This is a genomic window from Pseudescherichia sp. (assembly GCF_032052675.1).
GTDB lineage: Bacteria > Pseudomonadota > Gammaproteobacteria > Enterobacterales > Enterobacteriaceae > Pseudescherichia.
Map to the genome: position 1 here is coordinate 62,192 of NZ_DAMBWA010000003.1, position 16,386 is coordinate 78,577.

Sequence of the window (16,386 nt, forward strand, 5' to 3'; positions counted from 1 at the left end):
TGTTGTTTTACGCTATGCTGAAGCCTGCCTGTAGCACGACAAGGAATCCGCATGAAAATTTCTCGCCTCGGTGAAGCGCCGGACTACCGCTTCTCTCTGGCAAACGAGCGCACCTTCCTCGCCTGGATCCGCACCGCGCTGGGCTTTCTGGCGGCGGGAGTGGGGCTCGATCAGCTTGCACCGGATTTCGCGACGCCGCTTATTCGTGAGCTACTGGCGCTGCTGCTTTGCCTCACCTCCGGCGGGCTGGCGATCTTTGGCTACCTGCGCTGGCTGCGCAATGAGAAGGCGATGCGCCTGAAGCAGGATCTGCCCTATACCTATAGCCTGCTGGTTATCAGCCTACTGCTGCTCGTCGTTGCCGCGGTGGTGATGGCGTTAGTCCTCTATGCCGGATAGCCGCAAAGCCCGCCGCGAGCGGGATCCCGGCCTGCAGCCCGAACGCACGTCGCTTGCGTGGCTACGTACCCTGCTGGGCTACGGCGCGTTGCTGATGCTGGCGGTAAAGCACAACGGGCAGCAGGCGGGATCGGCTTTCTGGGTAGCGATTGCCCTGCTGGCGGTGGTGGCGCTGATCCTCTGGCGCTACACCCTGAAGCGTAACCTGATGGACGTCAACCGCAGCGACTTTCTGCGCCCGTCAGCGGTGCGGGACAAGCTTCTGGTTGCGCTAGGGGTGCTCTCGCTGGCGCTGCTGTTTGCCGCCACCCATTTCCAGCAGATCGCACTTTTTCTTCTCGCTGCGCTACACGCCAGTTAAAAAAGCGTGCTAAAAAATAGCGGTGCGTTAACTCATCTTTTCAGGCTACCCGTGTATAAGCTTCCAATTGCTGCTGCGTTACTGCTTGCTACCTCTGCCGTTTATGCTGAGCCGCCGCTGACGGCCGCACGCTATGCGGCCCAGCTCGGCGTCGGGATGGACGTTGACTGGGCGCGCACTGAGCGCGGCATCCGCGAGTTCGATCCGTTAGTGGTGCGGGATTTCGCCGCGCAGGGGATAGGGCATGTGCGTATTCGAGTTGCAGGCGAACCGACCGAGGCGCGACTTATTCACCTGCGTAAGCTGGTGCAGGCCTGCGAGCAGTACGGCGTGATCCCGATTATCGCCTGGCAGGCCGACGAGTATAAAAACGATCCAAAAGCCGACAATGAAAAAGAGGTGGTGAACTGGTGGATCGCCGTTGCGCACTACTTTGGTAACAGCTCGCCGCAGTTAGGCTTCGATCTCATTTATGAACCCGCAGATAAGCTGAACCATAATCTCGCCTCGCTCAACCGCGTCTACGAAAAAGCCATTAAAGCCATTCATGATATTGATGCCCAGCGCATGATCTTTATCGCGCCGCGCCTGCGTGCCGCACCGGAGGACCTTGCCAACCTGAAGCTGCCTGCACACAGTCAAAATTACCTGCTGGCGGAGTGGCATATTTTCCCGTGGGGACCGCAAAAAAATAACGGGAGATATCCGTGGACATCAGGGACGGCGGCGGAGAAAGCGGCTATTCATAATCGCATCAACGTCGCGCTGCGCTGGCAGCAAAAAACGGGACACGTTAGCTGGGTAGGCGGCTGGGGCGTCGGGGAATCCAGCCATTTTACTCCCTCCTCGTCGCAAATGGCCTTCGCTACCTTTATGGCCTGTGAACTGCAACAGGCAAAAATTCCTTATGCCATCAATGCCGATACGCAGTTTTACGATGGAGAGGAGGGGGCGTGGCGTCCCGTTGCCGAACCGCTGCTGAAGATAATGATTGCCCCCGTATGTGAAAAGCCCGGCGAGAAGCCGGGCCATCATAATGTTAAACAGGCTGTTCGTGATGCGGCGCGCGCAACGCCAGCGGCAGCCAGCACAGTAAAATCAGTAGCCCCATCAGGGTCATCAATAAACCCAGGCTAGCCTGGCCGGTTTGCGGCATCATGGCCGAGAGCCATGCCAGCGCGCCAGAGCCGATATTCTGTAAACCACCCACCAGCGCGCCCGCCGTACCGGCAAGGAACGGGAACGGCTCCATCGCTCCGCTGGTAGCGAGCGGGAAAAGCATTCCCGCGCCGAAAAAGAACAGTGCCGCCGGGATCAGCAGGGTCCAGACGCTCATCACACCAAGCAGGCCTGGGATCCACATCATCAGGCCTGCCAGCAGACAGCACATCACCGACTGCCACATCAGCGTGGAGAAACGCCTGGCCGGGCGTCCGGCAAACCATGCACCGAAGAAGGCCGCCGGGATCGGCAGAATAAACAGAATGCTTACCACCATGCTGCTCAGACCCAGTCCTGCGCCCAGCAGCACGCCGGAGCAGGCTTCAAACACGGCGATACCCGCCAGGCCACCGATCAGCATCAGCAAGTAGCAGTTAAATGATCCGCTGCCGAAAAGTACTTTGTAGCTGGTGAGCAGTTTCGTGCGCGGTGCGCTCGCTGGTCGGGTCTCTGGCATCCAGCGCGCCATGCTGAAGGTAACCAGCACGCAGAGTACCAGCAGGAAGGCGAAACAGGCGCGCCATGACCACAGGGTGTTCAGCAGGCCGCCAATCAGCGGGGCCAGCAGCGGGCTCACCAGGATCCCCATATTTAACAGGCTATTAGCATGACGAAGCTGGGTGCCTTCATACAGATCGCGTGGTAAGGTTCGTGCCATTACGCCGCCGACGCCGGTGCCGACACCCTGCAACGCGCTGGCAGCTATTAATACGGTCAGGCTATGGGTAGAGAGAGCAACCCCTGTCGCCATCATGAAAATGCTCATGCCGACTAAAATGACCGGGCGACGCCCCACGCGATCGGATAAGGGGCCATAGAAGAGCTGGGAGAAGCCATAGGTCAGCAGATAGGCTGCCATCACGCTCTGTACCGCACCTTCGCGAACGTGAAACTCCTTTGCCATGTCGGCAATGGCCGGAATATAGATAGTTTGCGCCATCTGACCGACCGCCACCAGTAACACCAGCATCAACAATAAGTTAACGTTCCTTTGTCTTTTCATGTCGCTGAATACTTTTGCCAAATGAGAGAAATAGAGAATAAGTGACTGCGCATGCCCATAAATGCGCGAGAAATCTACCACAGTGAGGCGATAAGTTAAGTATCAGAGGGATGAATGAGCACAAGCGAGAAGGCAGGATTTGTGAACAATATTGGCAACTAATATTGCCTGGGTTTTACGCCAGGCGTAGCAGAATAGCCCCACCGGCAATGCCCAGCGCAGCGGCGATGCGCACGCCAGCAACCTTCTCTTTTAAAAGCACAAAGGCGATAAGCGCACCAAAGAGTATCGACGTTTCGCGCAGGGCCGCGACCACGGCCAGAGGAGCCTGGGTCATCGCCCACAGTGCCAGACCGTAAGATCCCATCGTTCCCGCGCCGCCAAACAGCCCCTTTTTCCAGTGCAGGCGCAGATAGCTGGACGCTTCGCGACGGCGCGCCACCATTGCCCAACAGAGCAGGCAGAAACCGTTCATAAAGAAGGTCCACAGCGTATAGCCCAGCGCGGTGTCAGACAGACGCACGCCGGTACCGTCCACCAGCGTATATCCGGCGATAAAACAGGCGTTCAGCAGCGCCAGCCAGACTCCCTTGCGTGACTGCATCCGGCCATTCAGCGCCATCGCCAGTATCGACAGGCAGATAACGCCGATCCCAGACCAGGCGAGCCACGAAAGCGTATCTCCTAACGCCAGGACGCTAATCAGCGCGACCAGCAGCGGGGCGGTGCCGCGCATCAGGGGATAGGTCTGGCTCATATCGGAGACGTGATACGTTTTTGCCACCAGCACCGTGTAAACCACCTGCAGCGCGCAGGAGATCGCTAAAAAAGGCCAGCTGGCGGCAGCGGGCTGCGGTGAGAAAGGGAGTAAGATCAGCGCGATAAGCGTGGCGGAGCCGCTAACGCTGATGGCGGTATAGAGTTTATCCGTTCCGGCTTTTACGATGGCGTTCCAGCTGGCATGCAGCAGGGCGGCAAACAGTAGAGTACAGAATACAGAGAGCGTCATAGCGAATCGGGTGGTGAATTGTCATACAACTGTAACACTCATGCTTGAATGCCTCTAGCACTCTCTTTTTACTCATTATTAAAGGGGGACGGTTTCCCGTCCCCCTTTGGTGCGGCTTGAACCTGAACTACTTCAGGTACTTCAGGACTGCATCAAGCAGTTGCAGCAGTGCAACAATGAGTTTCAGGATAAGAATAGCGATATCCACTCCGCCCATACGCGTCTCCTTTGGCAAAGGAGCACGACTGGCTGGCGTACCTATCCGCCGCCTGTTGCCAGCCATTTTTCACACACGCTTCAGGTACGAAATGTGTGTGGTTGACATAACACAGTGTGCTCTCAGGGGTTAAGGCACTGACGGCACCACCCGTTTCAGCCAGGACTTAGTTTTGCGCCGGGAAACCATGCGGCCCCTGCCTGACACTGCGAATGCAAAATGAGTATAAATAAGTACTGTATATATTAACAGTAATTTGTGGCAAAAATGCGAAGCGTGATCCATACTCATACTGGCCAAAATTGCGCCTGACGACGTTCCTGGATATACTTTGGACGTTGACATAACACAGTGTGTTCCGCGGCTACCAACCGCAACCGCTGCGTAAAAAACCCTGCTTCGGCAGGGTTTTTTGTTTTGCAGCAAAACGTGATCGTTGACGCAATTTCATCGCCGTTGCGATAAAACGATTGTCATGCCGCATCAGCTGTGTTTGTATAAATTCAGCTAATAAATACACAACACCACAAAACAGGCCCCTAATGCACCCAACCATGCTGACATCGACTCTACTACGCACCGCGCCATCTGCCGCGGTCGTCGTCGTGCGTGTGGTGGTGGTCGTCGGCATAGCGCCGTAGGGTCCGGAACACACGATTCCAAAACCCCGCCGGCGCAAACCGGGCGGGGTTTTTCGTTTAGACCGCCCGGAAAGTCGGCCCAGAATTAAAGGACTGGAGCATGGCAAGTTTGGGCACCACATCGCAGGCAAGGCGCTTTACTGGCGCACAGTTAATCGTTCATTTACTGGAGCGCCAGGGCATCACCATCGTCACCGGGATCCCGGGCGGTACGGTGCTGCCGCTGTATGACGCCCTGAGTCAAAGCACGCAGATCCGTCACGTACTGGCTCGTCACGAGCAGGGCGCGGGCTTTATCGCCCAGGGCATGGCGCGCACCCAAGGGAAACCCGCCGTCTGTATGGCCTGTAGCGGGCCGGGAGCGACCAACCTGGTGACCGCCATCGCCGACGCGCGCCTCGACTCCATTCCGCTGGTCTGTATCACGGGCCAGGTTCCCTCGTCGATGATCGGTACCGACGCATTCCAGGAAGTGGACACCTACGGCATCTCTATCCCCATCACTAAGCACAACTATCTGGTGCGCGACATCCGCGAGCTGCCGCAGGTCATCAGCGACGCGTTCCGCATTGCCCAGTCCGGCCGTCCCGGCCCGGTGTGGATAGATATTCCTAAGGATGTTCAGACCGCTGAGATTGAACTGGATGCCCTGCCGGAGCCGGGTAATACCGCGCCAGCCCCGGCATTCAGCATCGAGAGCGTACAAGAGGCGGCGGCAATGATTAACCAGGCCCAGCGCCCGGTACTCTACCTGGGGGGCGGGGTGATTAACGCGCCGGAGCAGGTACGGACCTTGGCGGAGAAAGCGAGCCTGCCTACTACCATGACGCTGATGGCTCTCGGTATGCTGCCGAAACAGCATCCGCTGTCGCTGGGTATGCTGGGGATGCATGGCGCGCGCAGCACCAACTTTATCCTGCACGAAGCCGATCTGCTGGTGGTGCTGGGGGCGCGTTTTGATGACCGGGCGATTGGCAAAACCGAAACCTTCTGCCCGAACGCCAAAATTATCCATGTGGATATCGACCGCGCCGAGCTGGGTAAAATCAAGCAGCCACACTGCGCTATTCAGGGCGACGTCGGCGAAGTGCTGGACCAGCTGATCCCGCAGATTGCAGAGGACACGCGCGACGCCTGGCGCGATACCGTGGCGCAGCTGCAGCAGGAGTTTCCGGCTAACATGCCGGGTGCGGACGATCCGCTGAGCCACTATGGGTTAATTAACGCCGTCGCGGCCTGCGTTGATGACAGCGCGATTATTACTACTGACGTCGGGCAGCACCAGATGTGGACCGCTCAGGCCTACCCGCTCAATCGCCCGCGCCAGTGGCTCACCTCCGGCGGATTGGGGACGATGGGCTTCGGCCTGCCGGCAGCCATTGGCGCAGCGCTGGCCAATCCCGATCGCAAGGTACTGTGCTTCTCCGGCGACGGCAGCCTGATGATGAACATTCAGGAGATGGCGACCGCCGCTGAAAATCAGCTCGACATCAAAATTATCCTGATGAATAACGAGGCGCTGGGGTTGGTGCATCAGCAGCAGAGCCTGTTCTACAAGCAGGGCGTGTTTGCCGCCACCTATCCAGGAACGATCAACTTTATGCAAATCGCCGCCGGGTTTGGCCTGCACACCTGCGATTTAAACGCCGCGGCCGATCCGCATGCAGCCCTGCAGGAGATCATCTCCCGTCCAGGCCCGGCGCTGATCCACGTTCGTACCGATGCCGAGCAGAAAGTCTATCCAATGGTTCCGCCGGGCGCGGCCAATACTGAAATGGTGGGGGAATAAGCCATGCCACAATCAACACATGACAACGTTATCCTGGAGCTCACCGTCCGCAACCACCCTGGGGTGATGACCCACGTCTGCGGCCTCTTTGCCCGGCGCGCCTTTAACGTAGAGGGTATTCTCTGCCTGCCGCTACCAGGCGGGGAGCAGAGCCGCATCTGGCTGCTAGTGGCGGACGATCAGCGACTGGAGCAGATGATGAGCCAAATAGACAAGCTGGAAGATGTAGTAAAAGTGGTGCGGAACCAGTCCGATCCCACCATGTTCAACAAAATCGCCGTGTTTTTCGAATAGGTTACTCGTTCTCAGAGTCAGGGGTAATCGCCTTGACCGAGCCGTTCCGGCAGTGGAGAGCATACTCTGCCGGTAGCGGACGGTTGCTGATCAGCACGTCAAACTGCGCGAGCGGGGCGATGCTGGCAGGAGCCACTTCATCAAAGAGCGCATAACGCGCCAGCAAGATCTTGCGGATGCCGTGCTCCATCGCTTTGCGTTTCACCGGCAAATCGTCGAGGTTGAACCAGGTCACCCCATAGTGTTCGTGAACCCCGCTGGCGGAGATAAACACCTTACGCGGATTGAGCGAATCGAGAATCGACGGGTTGTTGGGGTCGTAAAAGGCGTCGCTCTTTGCGCGGTAGGTGCCGCCGCAGAGCATGGCGGTGGCGTTAGGTTTGGCATTCAACGCCATAAACACCTGATGTGAATAGCAAATCCCGGTGAAGGTAATCTCATCGGGGATCATGTCGATTACCAGCGGCATCTCCGGGCCGTTGTCGAAAAACACCAGATCGTTTTCGCTCACCAGCCCTGCGGCAAGGATCGCAATGGGCGTATCATCCCGGTGATGGCGGCGCGTGGCAGCGGCGGCAGGCTGGCTGGTGGTCGGCGCGGCGGGCTTGTTAACCATCACGATATAGCCCCCGAGCAGCGCCAGCGGCAGCGGCTCATCCTCCTGGCTAAAGTCGCGACGAATGGTCATCACGGAAACCTCCAGCATCCGCGCCGCATCTTTCAGATGGATACGGTCGGTCTTTTTGAGCAGCTCCGTCAGGCGACGAATACGCTCTTTCTGCTTGGTTTCCATTCTCTCTCTCCGCTTTACCAGCCTAATCATCTTCTTATGTTCCTAAAGTAACATTTTCCATCCAGAGCGGGAACGCTGCGGCATCAAATGTTGCTGTAATCGCGAGCGAAGTCACAAATGATACTAAAATAACATGATAATGTTACGATAATATCATTGTTAAGCGTTTGTTTCTGAGAGGTAGGAAAATGGATATCGCAGTCATCGGCTCCAACATGGTGGATTTAATCACCTACACCAACCAGATGCCGAAAGAGGGTGAAACCCTTGAAGCTCCGGCGTTCAAGATTGGCTGCGGCGGTAAAGGTGCCAACCAGGCCGTTGCCGCAGCGAAGCTCAACTCCAAAGTGCTGATGCTGACCAAAGTGGGCGATGATATCTTTGCCGACAACACCATCCGTAACCTCGAGTCATGGGGCATCAATACCACTTACGTAGAGAAAGTGCCGTGCACCAGCAGCGGCGTCGCGCCTATTTTTGTTAATCCCAACTCCAGCAACAGCATTCTGATTATTAAAGGCGCGAACAAATTCCTCTCGCCGGAGGATATCGATCGCGCCGCTGAAGATCTGAAGAAATGTAAGCTCATCGTTTTACAGCTCGAAGTGCAGCTGGAGACGGTTTATCACGCCATTGAATTTGGTAGAAAGCACGGCATTGAGGTGCTGTTAAATCCGGCGCCGGCACTGCGCGAGCTGGATATGTCCTACGCCTGCAAATGTGATTTCTTCGTACCGAATGAAACCGAACTGGAAATTCTCACCGGCATGCCGGTCGACAGCTACGACAATATTCGTCGTGCCGCTCGTAGCCTGACCGATAAAGGGCTGAACAACATTATCGTCACGATGGGCGAGAAGGGCGCGCTGTGGATGACGCGTGATACGGAAGTGCATGTCCCGGCGATTAAAGTGAATGCCGTCGACACCAGCGGCGCGGGCGATGCCTTTATTGGCTGCTTTGCGCACTACTACGTCCAGAGTGGTGATGTAGAAACCGCCATGAAAAAAGCCTCGCGTTTCGCGGCCTTCAGCGTAACGGGCAAAGGCACCCAGTCGTCCTATCCCAGCATTGAGCAGTTCAATGAGTTTCTGGCGATAAACGAATAATAAAAACCCCTGCACTGTAAAAGGTAGCACTATGAACGATAAAAACATCGTTCAGATGCCTGATGGGTATCTGAATAAGACACCTCTGTTCCAGTTTATTTTGTTATCGTGCCTGTTCCCATTATGGGGCTGCGCCGCAGCGTTAAATGATATTTTAATTACGCAGTTTAAGAGCGTATTTTCACTGAGTAACTTCGCCTCTGCTTTAGTGCAGAGTGCGTTTTACGGCGGCTATTTCTTAATTGCTATTCCGGCATCGTTGGTTATTAAAAAGAGCAGCTATAAGATTGCGATTTTAATTGGCCTGACGCTCTACATTGTCGGCTGTACGCTCTTTTTCCCGGCGTCGCACATGGCAACCTACACCATGTTCCTCGCTGCGATTTTTGCGATTGCTATCGGCTTAAGCTTCCTTGAGACCGCCGCCAACACCTACAGCTCCATGCTGGGGCCAAAATCCCACGCTACGCTGCGCCTCAATATTAGCCAGACTTTCTATCCGATTGGGGCGGCGGCGGGCATTCTGCTCGGCAAGTACCTGGTCTTCTCCGAAGGCGATAGTCTTGAAAAGCAGATGGCGGGCATGACGCCGGAGCAGATCCACAACTTCAAGGTGCTGATGCTGGAGAACACGCTTGAGCCGTATAAGTACATGATCATGGTACTGGTCGTGGTGATGGTGCTGTTTATGTTAACCCGCTTCCCGACCTGTAAAGTGGCGCAAACGGCAAACCGTAAGCGCCCGTCGGCGATGGATACGCTACGCTATCTGGCGAGCAATGCCCGCTTCCGCCGCGGTATTCTGGCGCAGTTCCTCTATGTGGGTATGCAGGTTGCGGTCTGGTCGTTCACCATCCGCCTGGCGCTGGAGCTGGGAGATATCAACGAGCGGGATGCCTCTAACTTTATGGTCTACAGCTTTGCCTGCTTCTTTATCGGCAAGTTCATGGCCAACATTTTGATGACGCGCTTCAACCCAGAGAAGGTGCTGATCCTCTACTCTGTTATCGGCGCACTGTTTCTGGCCTACGTGGCGCTGGCTCCCAGCTTTAGCGCGGTTTACGTGGCGGTGCTGGTGAGCATTCTGTTTGGACCATGCTGGGCCACTATCTACGCCGGTACGCTGGATACGGTGGACAACGAGCATACCGAGATGGCGGGGGCGGTGATCGTTATGGCGATTGTCGGCGCGGCGGTCGTACCCGCGGTGCAGGGCTACGTAGCGGACATGTTCCACTCGTTACAGCTCTCGTTCATCGTCTCTATGCTCTGCTTCGTCTACGTCGGCGTCTACTTCTGGCGTGAAAGTAAAGTGCGTCGCGAACTTACCGCAGCCACCGCTTCCTGAGGAGAATCGCTATGAAAACCTGTTTGCCACTGTGGCGTGAGCTTTTTACCGCGCAGCCGCGTACGCTACTGGAGAACGGTGATTTTACGGTCAGCGCCTTCCGCTACCCAAGCGGGGTTGAGGGGCTGAGGGTGGCAAACGCTCGCGGTCACCTGGTGATCTTACCCTGGCTGGGGCAGATGATCTGGGACGCGGAGTTTGACGGCCACGAGCTGACCATGCGCAACATGTTCAGCCAGCCGAAGCCGGCCAAAGAGATCGTCGAAACCTACGGCTGCTTCGCCTTCCACTCGGGCCTGCTGGCAAACGGCTGCCCCTCCCCGGAGGACAGCCATGCGCTGCACGGAAAGATGGCCTGCGCGGCGATGGACGAGGCCTGGCTGGAGATCGACGGCGACACGCTGCGCGTAGGGGGCCGCTACGAGTATGTGATGGGCTTCGGCCACCACTATCTGGCGCAGCCTGCGGTCACGCTGCGTAAAGCCAGTGCGCTGTTCGACATTGATATGACGGTCACCAACCTGGCCTCGGTAGCGATGCCGCTTCAGTACATGTGCCATATGAACTACGCCTATGTGCCCGAGGCGACCTTCAGCCAGAACCTGCCGGACGAGGCGCTGGCGCTGCGGGAGTCGATTCCGGCACATGTGAAACCTACCGAGCAGTGGCTGGCGTTCAACCAGCGCATCCAGCAGGGTGAGACCACGCTGAAGACGCTGAGCGAACCGGAATATTACGATCCCGAGATTGTCTTTTTTGCCGACAGGCTGGATCGCTACACCGCGACGCCGGAGTTTCAAATGACGGGCCCGGACGGCACGACCTTCGTGACCCGGTTCTCCAGCGCCGAGTTCAACTATGCGACGCGCTGGATTTTGTACAACGGCGATCAGCAGGTGGCGGCATTCGCCCTGCCAGCCACCTGCCGTCCGGAAGGGTTCCTGGCGGCACAGGCCAACGGCAGCCTGCTGACGCTAGCCCCGCAGGAGAGCCGTAGCTTTAAGGTGACGACAGGGATAGCGCACTAAAGAGACTGTATGCGTCGCCGCGTTTACCTTTATGATAAGCATTCCGGTACAGGGCAGGAGCTTTCATGATTTGGTTAACGCTGGCGACGCTGGTTATTGTTTTTGTAGTAGGTTTCAGAGTCTTAACCTCCGACTCCCGGCGGGCGGTACGCCGTCTGAGCGAGCGGCTGGGCACCACGCCGATGCCGGTTGAATCGATGATCGATCAGCTGGGTAAAGCGGCGGGGGCGGAGTACATCCAGTATCTCTCCCGTCCGGACGAGGCGCATCTCCAGAATGCCGCCCAGACGCTGCTGATCTGGCAGGCGTGCATTGTCGATAGCAGCGAGCAGAACCTCCACTACTGGCACCGTACGCTGCAAAAGGCCCGCCTTGCCGCACCACTGACCGATGCCCAGGTGCGTCTGGCGCTGGGTTTCCTGCGTGAGCTGGAGCCGGATATGGCGGAGATCAACAACTTCCAGATGCGCTACAACGCCTTCTTTATGCCCGAAGAGGGCGTCCACTGGCTGCATTAAACCGCTGATTCAGTGCACCGAACGTCCCGTAGGCCCGGCAAGCGCCGCGCCGCCGGGCGAACCGCATTAACGCCGGATGGCGCTACGCTTATCCGGCCTACAATATATCCCGCGCTCATTAGTTGAATAGTTGCTAAAACGTTAAATGCGTCACACTCAGAATGTTACACTGCGCGACTTTACCGCAATGTGACGTTGCCTGGAGGCAAAATGAGTGAGCATTTACAGGGAAAACCCCACCCGGAACTGGCTCGGCCAAACTGGTCAGCCGTCTTCGCCGTCGCCTTTTGCGTGGCCTGCCTTATCACCGTAGAGTTTCTGCCGGTCAGCCTGCTGACGCCTATGGCACAAGACTTAGGTATCTCTGAGGGCACCGCCGGGCAGTCGGTCACTATGACCGCCTTTATTGCCATGTTCGCCAGCCTGTTTATCACCCAGACCATTCGCACCACCGATCGCCGCTATGTGGTGCTGATCTTCTCGGTGCTGTTGACCCTCTCCTGCCTGCTGGTGTCGTTTGCCAACAGCTTCACCCTGCTGCTCATCGGGCGCGCTTGCTTAGGCCTGGCTCTCGGCGGCTTCTGGGCGATGTCCGCCTCGCTCACCATGCGCCTGGTCCCGATGCGTGTGGTACCCAAGGCGCTGTCGGTGATTTTTGGCGCGGTGTCGATTGCGCTGGTGATCGCCGCTCCGCTGGGCAGTTTCCTTGGCGGTATTATTGGCTGGCGAAACGTCTTTAACGCGGCGGCGGTGATGGGGATCGTCTGTACGCTGTGGGTCTGGAAAGCGCTGCCTTCCCTGCCAGGCGAGCCGATGCAGCACAAGGAACATATGTTTGGCATCCTCAAGCGCCCAGGCGTGCTGGCGGGGATGATCGCCATCTTTATGGCCTTTGCCGGCCAGTTCGCTTTCTTCACCTATATTCGCCCTATTTATATGAGCATGGCAGGCTTTGACGTTGACGGCCTGACGCTGGTGCTGCTCAGCTTCGGTATCGCCAGCTTTATCGGCACCTCGATGTCGTCCGCGTTCCTGAAAAAATCGCTGAAAACGGCGCTGACCGCCGCGCCGCTGGTGCTGGCCCTTAGCGCCCTGACGCTGATCCTCTGGGGAAGCGATAAAACTGTCGCCTCTGCGGTTACGGTGGTGTGGGGATTAGGCTTTGCGCTGGTGCCGGTGGGCTGGTCGACGTGGATCACCCGCTCGCTGGCGGATCAGGCGGAAAAGGCTGGATCGATCCAGGTTGCGGTGATCCAGCTTGCCAATACCTGCGGTGCGGCGGTCGGTGGCTACGCACTCGATAACCTCGGCCTGCTCTCTCCGCTGGTGCTCTCCGGCAGCCTGATGCTGCTGACGGCGCTGCTAGTGGCTGCGAAAGTACGCGTGAAAGGGTAATTGCTCTCTGCCCGGCTGGCGCTGCGCCGCCGGGCATAACGCGCGAACTACATCAGAACCACGCTTCCCACATCGCACCGACGTTGAACGAATCCAGATTGCTCTCTTCCGTACCGTTTACTCGCGCGGTGCGATCGTTATCCACCTGGCCACCGGTGACATAGAAGCGCAGCATCGGGCGGAACTCTGGCCCCATCGCAATGGAGATGTTCTGCGACAGCGTCAGCTTCCAGCCGTGGTTATCCCCGCCCTGGTCGAAATCGACCCGCTGATAGCCCGCTTCCAGCCACGTAGAGTGCACGTCATTCCACCAGTACATCGGACGCACGATTGCGCCGTAGTTGCGGCGGTTATCCACGCTATTGGCATCGTTATCGTAGTCGTGGAAGGCGAGCAGGTACTCGATCTGCGCCTGCTGGGTAAACTTATAGTTCCCCTCGAAGCTGGCATAGATCGTCGTCAGATCGTCAGTTTTGTTGTAGACGCTGTTGTCTGAGTTGTCTGAGTAGCGGGCAATAACCTTATTCACCCCTTTCTCACCAGTGTGGCTCAGCACCACGCCGCCCTGCCAGGCGTTTTTACGCTCGTCGGTATCTACCGCCTTCGAGTCAAAGCCGTAGTTGGCATACAGCTCGAGATCCAGCGGGCCGACCTTCATGCCGTGCACTTTGGAGGTAATAGCGTAGTTGCCTTTATCACCGGTGCCGGAGCCGCCGGTACAGGTGATACGCGACGGGTTGCCCTCATCGTTCATTACTTCCGGACTACAGGACTCCACCGCTGCCACCGCCGCGACGTCAAACTGCACGCCGCCGATGTCGAAGTTCTTCACCCCTGCGCCCTGGCCGTCGTGGTTCATCCAGAAGTAGTCGTTGATACCCTGCTGCGGACGCTGGTGGAAGTCACGGCCTGCCCACAGGTAGGCGTTGGGGTTGGATGCCAGAATATTGGTCACCCCGGCGTAGGCTTTTTTCAGGTTCACCTCGTCGCCCCAGTGATCGAACATCACGTTGATGTCCCAGATAGCGCCGTTATCGCCTTTAAACGCTTTCGAGAGCTGGAATTCACCGCCGTTGCCCTCGTTGCCCAGACGGCCAATGGCGGAGGAGCCGTTATAGGATCCGTCAACGCCAACGAACTTCTGATCGCCGCCCTGGAACTGTGCCCCGTAGCGGGCATAGCCGGTAAACTTCACGCCAAAGGGAATGGCCATATCTGGCGATTGGGCCGCGGTTTGCGGCTCGGTAATGACATCGGCTTTCTTATCGATCGCCGCATCCATTTTTTTTTGCCGCTCCGCGAGAGCTTTATCCACTGCTTTTGCCACAATCGCGTCGATCTGTTCCTGAGTAAACTCCTGGGCGCTGACTGAACCAGAGCAAAGGGCAGCCATCACCGCCAGCGCGACTGGAAGTTTTTTATTGATATTCATTTTTTGTCTCAATCTAATATATTATTTTTAGACAATAACTATCCCGCCGCTTGATGCGGAATAGTTGCGCTATCACCATTAATTGTGAGGTACAGATTACTTAAAAACTGACTGACTATTTCTCCATAATTAATTAACGTTGATAAAGACGAATAATCTCTTCCGACAGTTCACGAGCCAGCAGCGAGGTCATTAAATGATCCTGGGCGTGAACCATAATTAAGGTCATCGGCTGGCGGGCTTCCCCGGCGTCCTGCTCGATCAGCTTGGTCTGCATATGGTGCGCCTGGCGGGCGTAGCCGTCCGCCTCACGCAGCAGGCTATTTGCTTCGTCAAAGTTGCCCTCGCGCGCGGCGTGCAGCGCCTCAAAGCAGAGGCTGCGCGACTGGCCGGCGTTGACGATAATCTCCATGACGGCCTCTTCCAGTTCAATCATCTTATTGCTCCTCGTTAAATCCGTTATTGGCAGCGGCAGCGGCAAACCACTCTCCGCTGCGTTTAATGGTTCGCGTCTGGGTGGCTAAATCGAGCTGCACAAAACCGTAGCGGTTTTTATAGCCGTTACACCACGACCAGTTATCAATAAACGTCCACATATGGTAACCGAGGCAGTGACAGCCCTCCTGAATACCCTTATGCAGCCACTTCAGGTGACCGGACACAAACTCAATGCGGTATTGATCGTTAATTTGGCCATTCTCAATAAAACGCTGCTCGTTTTCGACGCCCATGCCGTTCTCTGAAATAAAGCAGCGCGGGTTGCCGTAATTAACGCGTAAATTAGTGAGGATGTCGTAAATACCCGGTTCGTATATTTCCCATCCACGATAGGGGTTCATTTTCCGGCCCGGCATCTCGTAATAATCAAACAGCCACTCCGGCATAAACGGCGAGGCCGGGTTAACCGCGCTGTCGCGGCACTTCACGCGTCTTGGCTGGTAGTAGTTGATCCCCAGCAGGTCGATTTTGCCATCGGCAATCAGAGCGCTATCCTCCGGGAGGCAGGCAGGCAGCTGATCGTACTCTTTCAGCAGCGCGACTAAATCTGCCGGATACTCGCCAAGCAGCACCGGGTCGAGGAAGCTGCGGTTAAACAGCAGATCGGCATGGTGCGCGGCAGTCAGGTCCGCCGGGTTGTTTGAGCGTGGATAGGACGGCGTCAGGTTGAGGACGATGCCGATCTCGCCGGCATAGTGCCCGGCACGGTAAGCTCGCACCGCCGAGGCGTGCGCCAGCACGGTATGGTAGGCCACCGTCGCCGCGCGTTTAAAATCCACCACGTTGGGGTAGTGGAAGTCATACAGGTAGCCACCTTCCACCGGCACAATCGGCTCGTTGAAGGTAAACCAGTGTAGTACCCGGTCGCCAAACAGGTCGAAACAGATCTTCGCGTAGCGGCTAAAGGCCTCTACCACCTCGCGGTTCTCCCAGCCGCCTCTCTCCTGCATCACCATCGGCATATCAAAGTGGAACAGGGTGATAAACGGTGTGATCCCCTGGGCCAGCAGCTCATCAATAACGCTGTTATAGAACGCCACCGCCTCAGGATTGACCTCGCCCACGCCGCCCGGGATCAGCCGCGACCAGCTCAGCGAGGTCCGAAAGCTGTTGTGGTTGAGCTGCTTGAGCATGGCAATATCCTGTCGCCAGTTCTGGTAAAACGTTGAGGTGTCCTGCGGGCCGACCTGCTGGTGAAAACGGTACGGCTGGCTCGCATACCAATGGTCCCACGTGGTGGCGCTTTTGCCACCCTGCTGGCTCTGCCCTTCGGTTTGCAGCGCGGAGCTGGCGCTGCCCCACCAGAAATGCTCTGGAAATGCGTATTTCAT

The 16,386-nt window shown here is 57.0% G+C and carries 18 protein-coding genes; 11 read left to right on the forward strand and 7 right to left on the reverse strand.

Features of this window, described 5'->3' with window-relative positions; all coding sequences use genetic code 11:
• Positions 1 to 51 precede the first annotated feature (51 nt).
• Genes RTX96_RS05125 through RTX96_RS05135 form a run of 3 tightly spaced genes read left to right on the forward strand, consistent with a single transcriptional unit; the run spans position 52 to position 1,897 of the window.
• Complete coding sequence (locus tag RTX96_RS05125; RefSeq protein WP_103820558.1) at positions 52 to 399, forward strand: YidH family protein; 348 nt, start codon at positions 52 to 54, stop codon at positions 397 to 399.
• Positions 389 to 760 carry a DUF202 domain-containing protein gene (locus tag RTX96_RS05130; protein ID WP_312670386.1) on the forward strand — a complete coding sequence of 124 codons (372 nt, stop codon included), beginning with the start codon at positions 389 to 391 and terminating at the stop codon, positions 758 to 760. Before RTX96_RS05125 ends, RTX96_RS05130 begins: the two co-directional genes overlap by 11 nt.
• A gap of 51 nt (positions 761 to 811) precedes the next feature.
• Complete coding sequence (locus RTX96_RS05135) at positions 812 to 1,897, forward strand: cellulase family glycosylhydrolase (RefSeq protein WP_312670387.1); 1,086 nt, start codon at positions 812 to 814, stop codon at positions 1,895 to 1,897.
• On the opposite strand, the gene emrD is transcribed toward RTX96_RS05135, so the two are convergent.
• The 3 genes from emrD to tisB form a co-directional block, all read right to left on the reverse strand.
• On the reverse strand, positions 1,800 to 2,984 hold the full coding sequence (emrD, locus tag RTX96_RS05140; RefSeq protein ID WP_312670388.1) for a multidrug efflux MFS transporter EmrD: 1,185 nt from the start codon (positions 2,982 to 2,984) through the stop codon (positions 1,800 to 1,802). The two genes, RTX96_RS05135 and emrD, sit on opposite strands and share 98 nt — an antisense overlap.
• Before the next feature lie 175 nt (positions 2,985 to 3,159).
• Entirely contained in the window at positions 3,160 to 3,993 is an 834-nt protein-coding gene (locus RTX96_RS05145; RefSeq protein ID WP_312670389.1) for an EamA family transporter, read from the reverse strand.
• A gap of 127 nt (positions 3,994 to 4,120) precedes the next feature.
• The gene (gene tisB, locus RTX96_RS05150) at positions 4,121 to 4,210 is read right to left on the reverse strand and encodes a type I toxin-antitoxin system toxin TisB (protein ID WP_103820554.1); all 90 of its coding nucleotides are present in this window, start codon (positions 4,208 to 4,210) and stop codon (positions 4,121 to 4,123) included.
• A gap of 542 nt (positions 4,211 to 4,752) precedes the next feature.
• On the opposite strand from tisB, the gene ivbL reads away from it, so the two are divergent.
• From ivbL to ilvN, 3 genes are all read left to right on the forward strand, one after another.
• On the forward strand, positions 4,753 to 4,851 hold the full coding sequence (gene ivbL / locus RTX96_RS05155) for an ilvB operon leader peptide IvbL (RefSeq protein ID WP_103820553.1): 99 nt from the start codon (positions 4,753 to 4,755) through the stop codon (positions 4,849 to 4,851).
• 100 nt (positions 4,852 to 4,951) lie between these two features.
• Positions 4,952 to 6,640, forward strand: a complete 1,689-nt coding sequence (gene ilvB, locus RTX96_RS05160) for an acetolactate synthase large subunit (protein ID WP_312670390.1) — start codon at positions 4,952 to 4,954, stop codon at positions 6,638 to 6,640.
• Positions 6,641 to 6,643: 3 nt separating this feature from the next.
• Complete coding sequence (ilvN, locus tag RTX96_RS05165) at positions 6,644 to 6,934, forward strand: acetolactate synthase small subunit (RefSeq protein ID WP_042393444.1); 291 nt, start codon at positions 6,644 to 6,646, stop codon at positions 6,932 to 6,934.
• A gap of 1 nt (position 6,935) precedes the next feature.
• On the opposite strand, the gene RTX96_RS05170 is transcribed toward ilvN, so the two are convergent.
• A complete protein-coding gene (locus RTX96_RS05170; protein ID WP_312670391.1) occupies positions 6,936 to 7,727 on the reverse strand; it encodes a DeoR family transcriptional regulator in 792 nt (263 codons plus the stop codon).
• A 188-nt stretch (positions 7,728 to 7,915) separates the two neighbouring features.
• Here RTX96_RS05170 and rbsK point away from each other — a divergent pair, with 188 nt between their 5' ends.
• The 5 genes from rbsK (at position 7,916) to nepI (ending at position 13,125) form a co-directional block, all read left to right on the forward strand.
• Positions 7,916 to 8,836 carry a ribokinase gene (rbsK, locus tag RTX96_RS05175; RefSeq protein ID WP_103820550.1) on the forward strand — a complete coding sequence of 307 codons (921 nt, stop codon included), beginning with the start codon at positions 7,916 to 7,918 and terminating at the stop codon, positions 8,834 to 8,836.
• Between the two features lie 31 nt (positions 8,837 to 8,867).
• Positions 8,868 to 10,184, forward strand: a complete 1,317-nt coding sequence (gene fucP / locus RTX96_RS05180) for an L-fucose:H+ symporter permease (RefSeq protein ID WP_312670392.1) — start codon at positions 8,868 to 8,870, stop codon at positions 10,182 to 10,184.
• A gap of 11 nt (positions 10,185 to 10,195) precedes the next feature.
• Complete coding sequence (locus RTX96_RS05185) at positions 10,196 to 11,212, forward strand: aldose 1-epimerase family protein (RefSeq protein ID WP_312670393.1); 1,017 nt, start codon at positions 10,196 to 10,198, stop codon at positions 11,210 to 11,212.
• Between the two features lie 65 nt (positions 11,213 to 11,277).
• Entirely contained in the window at positions 11,278 to 11,730 is a 453-nt protein-coding gene (locus RTX96_RS05190) for a DUF1198 domain-containing protein (RefSeq protein WP_103820547.1), read from the forward strand.
• Between the two features lie 210 nt (positions 11,731 to 11,940).
• Positions 11,941 to 13,125, forward strand: coding sequence for a purine ribonucleoside efflux pump NepI (gene nepI, locus RTX96_RS05195; RefSeq protein ID WP_103820546.1), 1,185 nt, complete (start codon positions 11,941 to 11,943; stop codon positions 13,123 to 13,125).
• A gap of 52 nt (positions 13,126 to 13,177) precedes the next feature.
• On the opposite strand, the gene RTX96_RS05200 is transcribed toward nepI, so the two are convergent.
• The 3 genes from RTX96_RS05200 to RTX96_RS05210 all read right to left on the reverse strand — a co-directional run bounded on the left by RTX96_RS05200 (position 13,178) and on the right by RTX96_RS05210 (position 16,386).
• Positions 13,178 to 14,557 (reverse strand): carbohydrate porin, encoded by a 1,380-nt coding sequence (locus RTX96_RS05200; protein ID WP_312670394.1) that lies wholly within the window; start codon positions 14,555 to 14,557, stop codon positions 13,178 to 13,180.
• Positions 14,558 to 14,690: 133 nt separating this feature from the next.
• Positions 14,691 to 14,993 carry a PTS lactose/cellobiose transporter subunit IIA gene (locus tag RTX96_RS05205; RefSeq protein WP_042393431.1) on the reverse strand — a complete coding sequence of 101 codons (303 nt, stop codon included), beginning with the start codon at positions 14,991 to 14,993 and terminating at the stop codon, positions 14,691 to 14,693.
• A 1-nt stretch (position 14,994) separates the two neighbouring features.
• Positions 14,995 to 16,386, reverse strand: a complete 1,392-nt coding sequence (locus tag RTX96_RS05210) for a glycoside hydrolase family 1 protein (protein WP_312670395.1) — start codon at positions 16,384 to 16,386, stop codon at positions 14,995 to 14,997.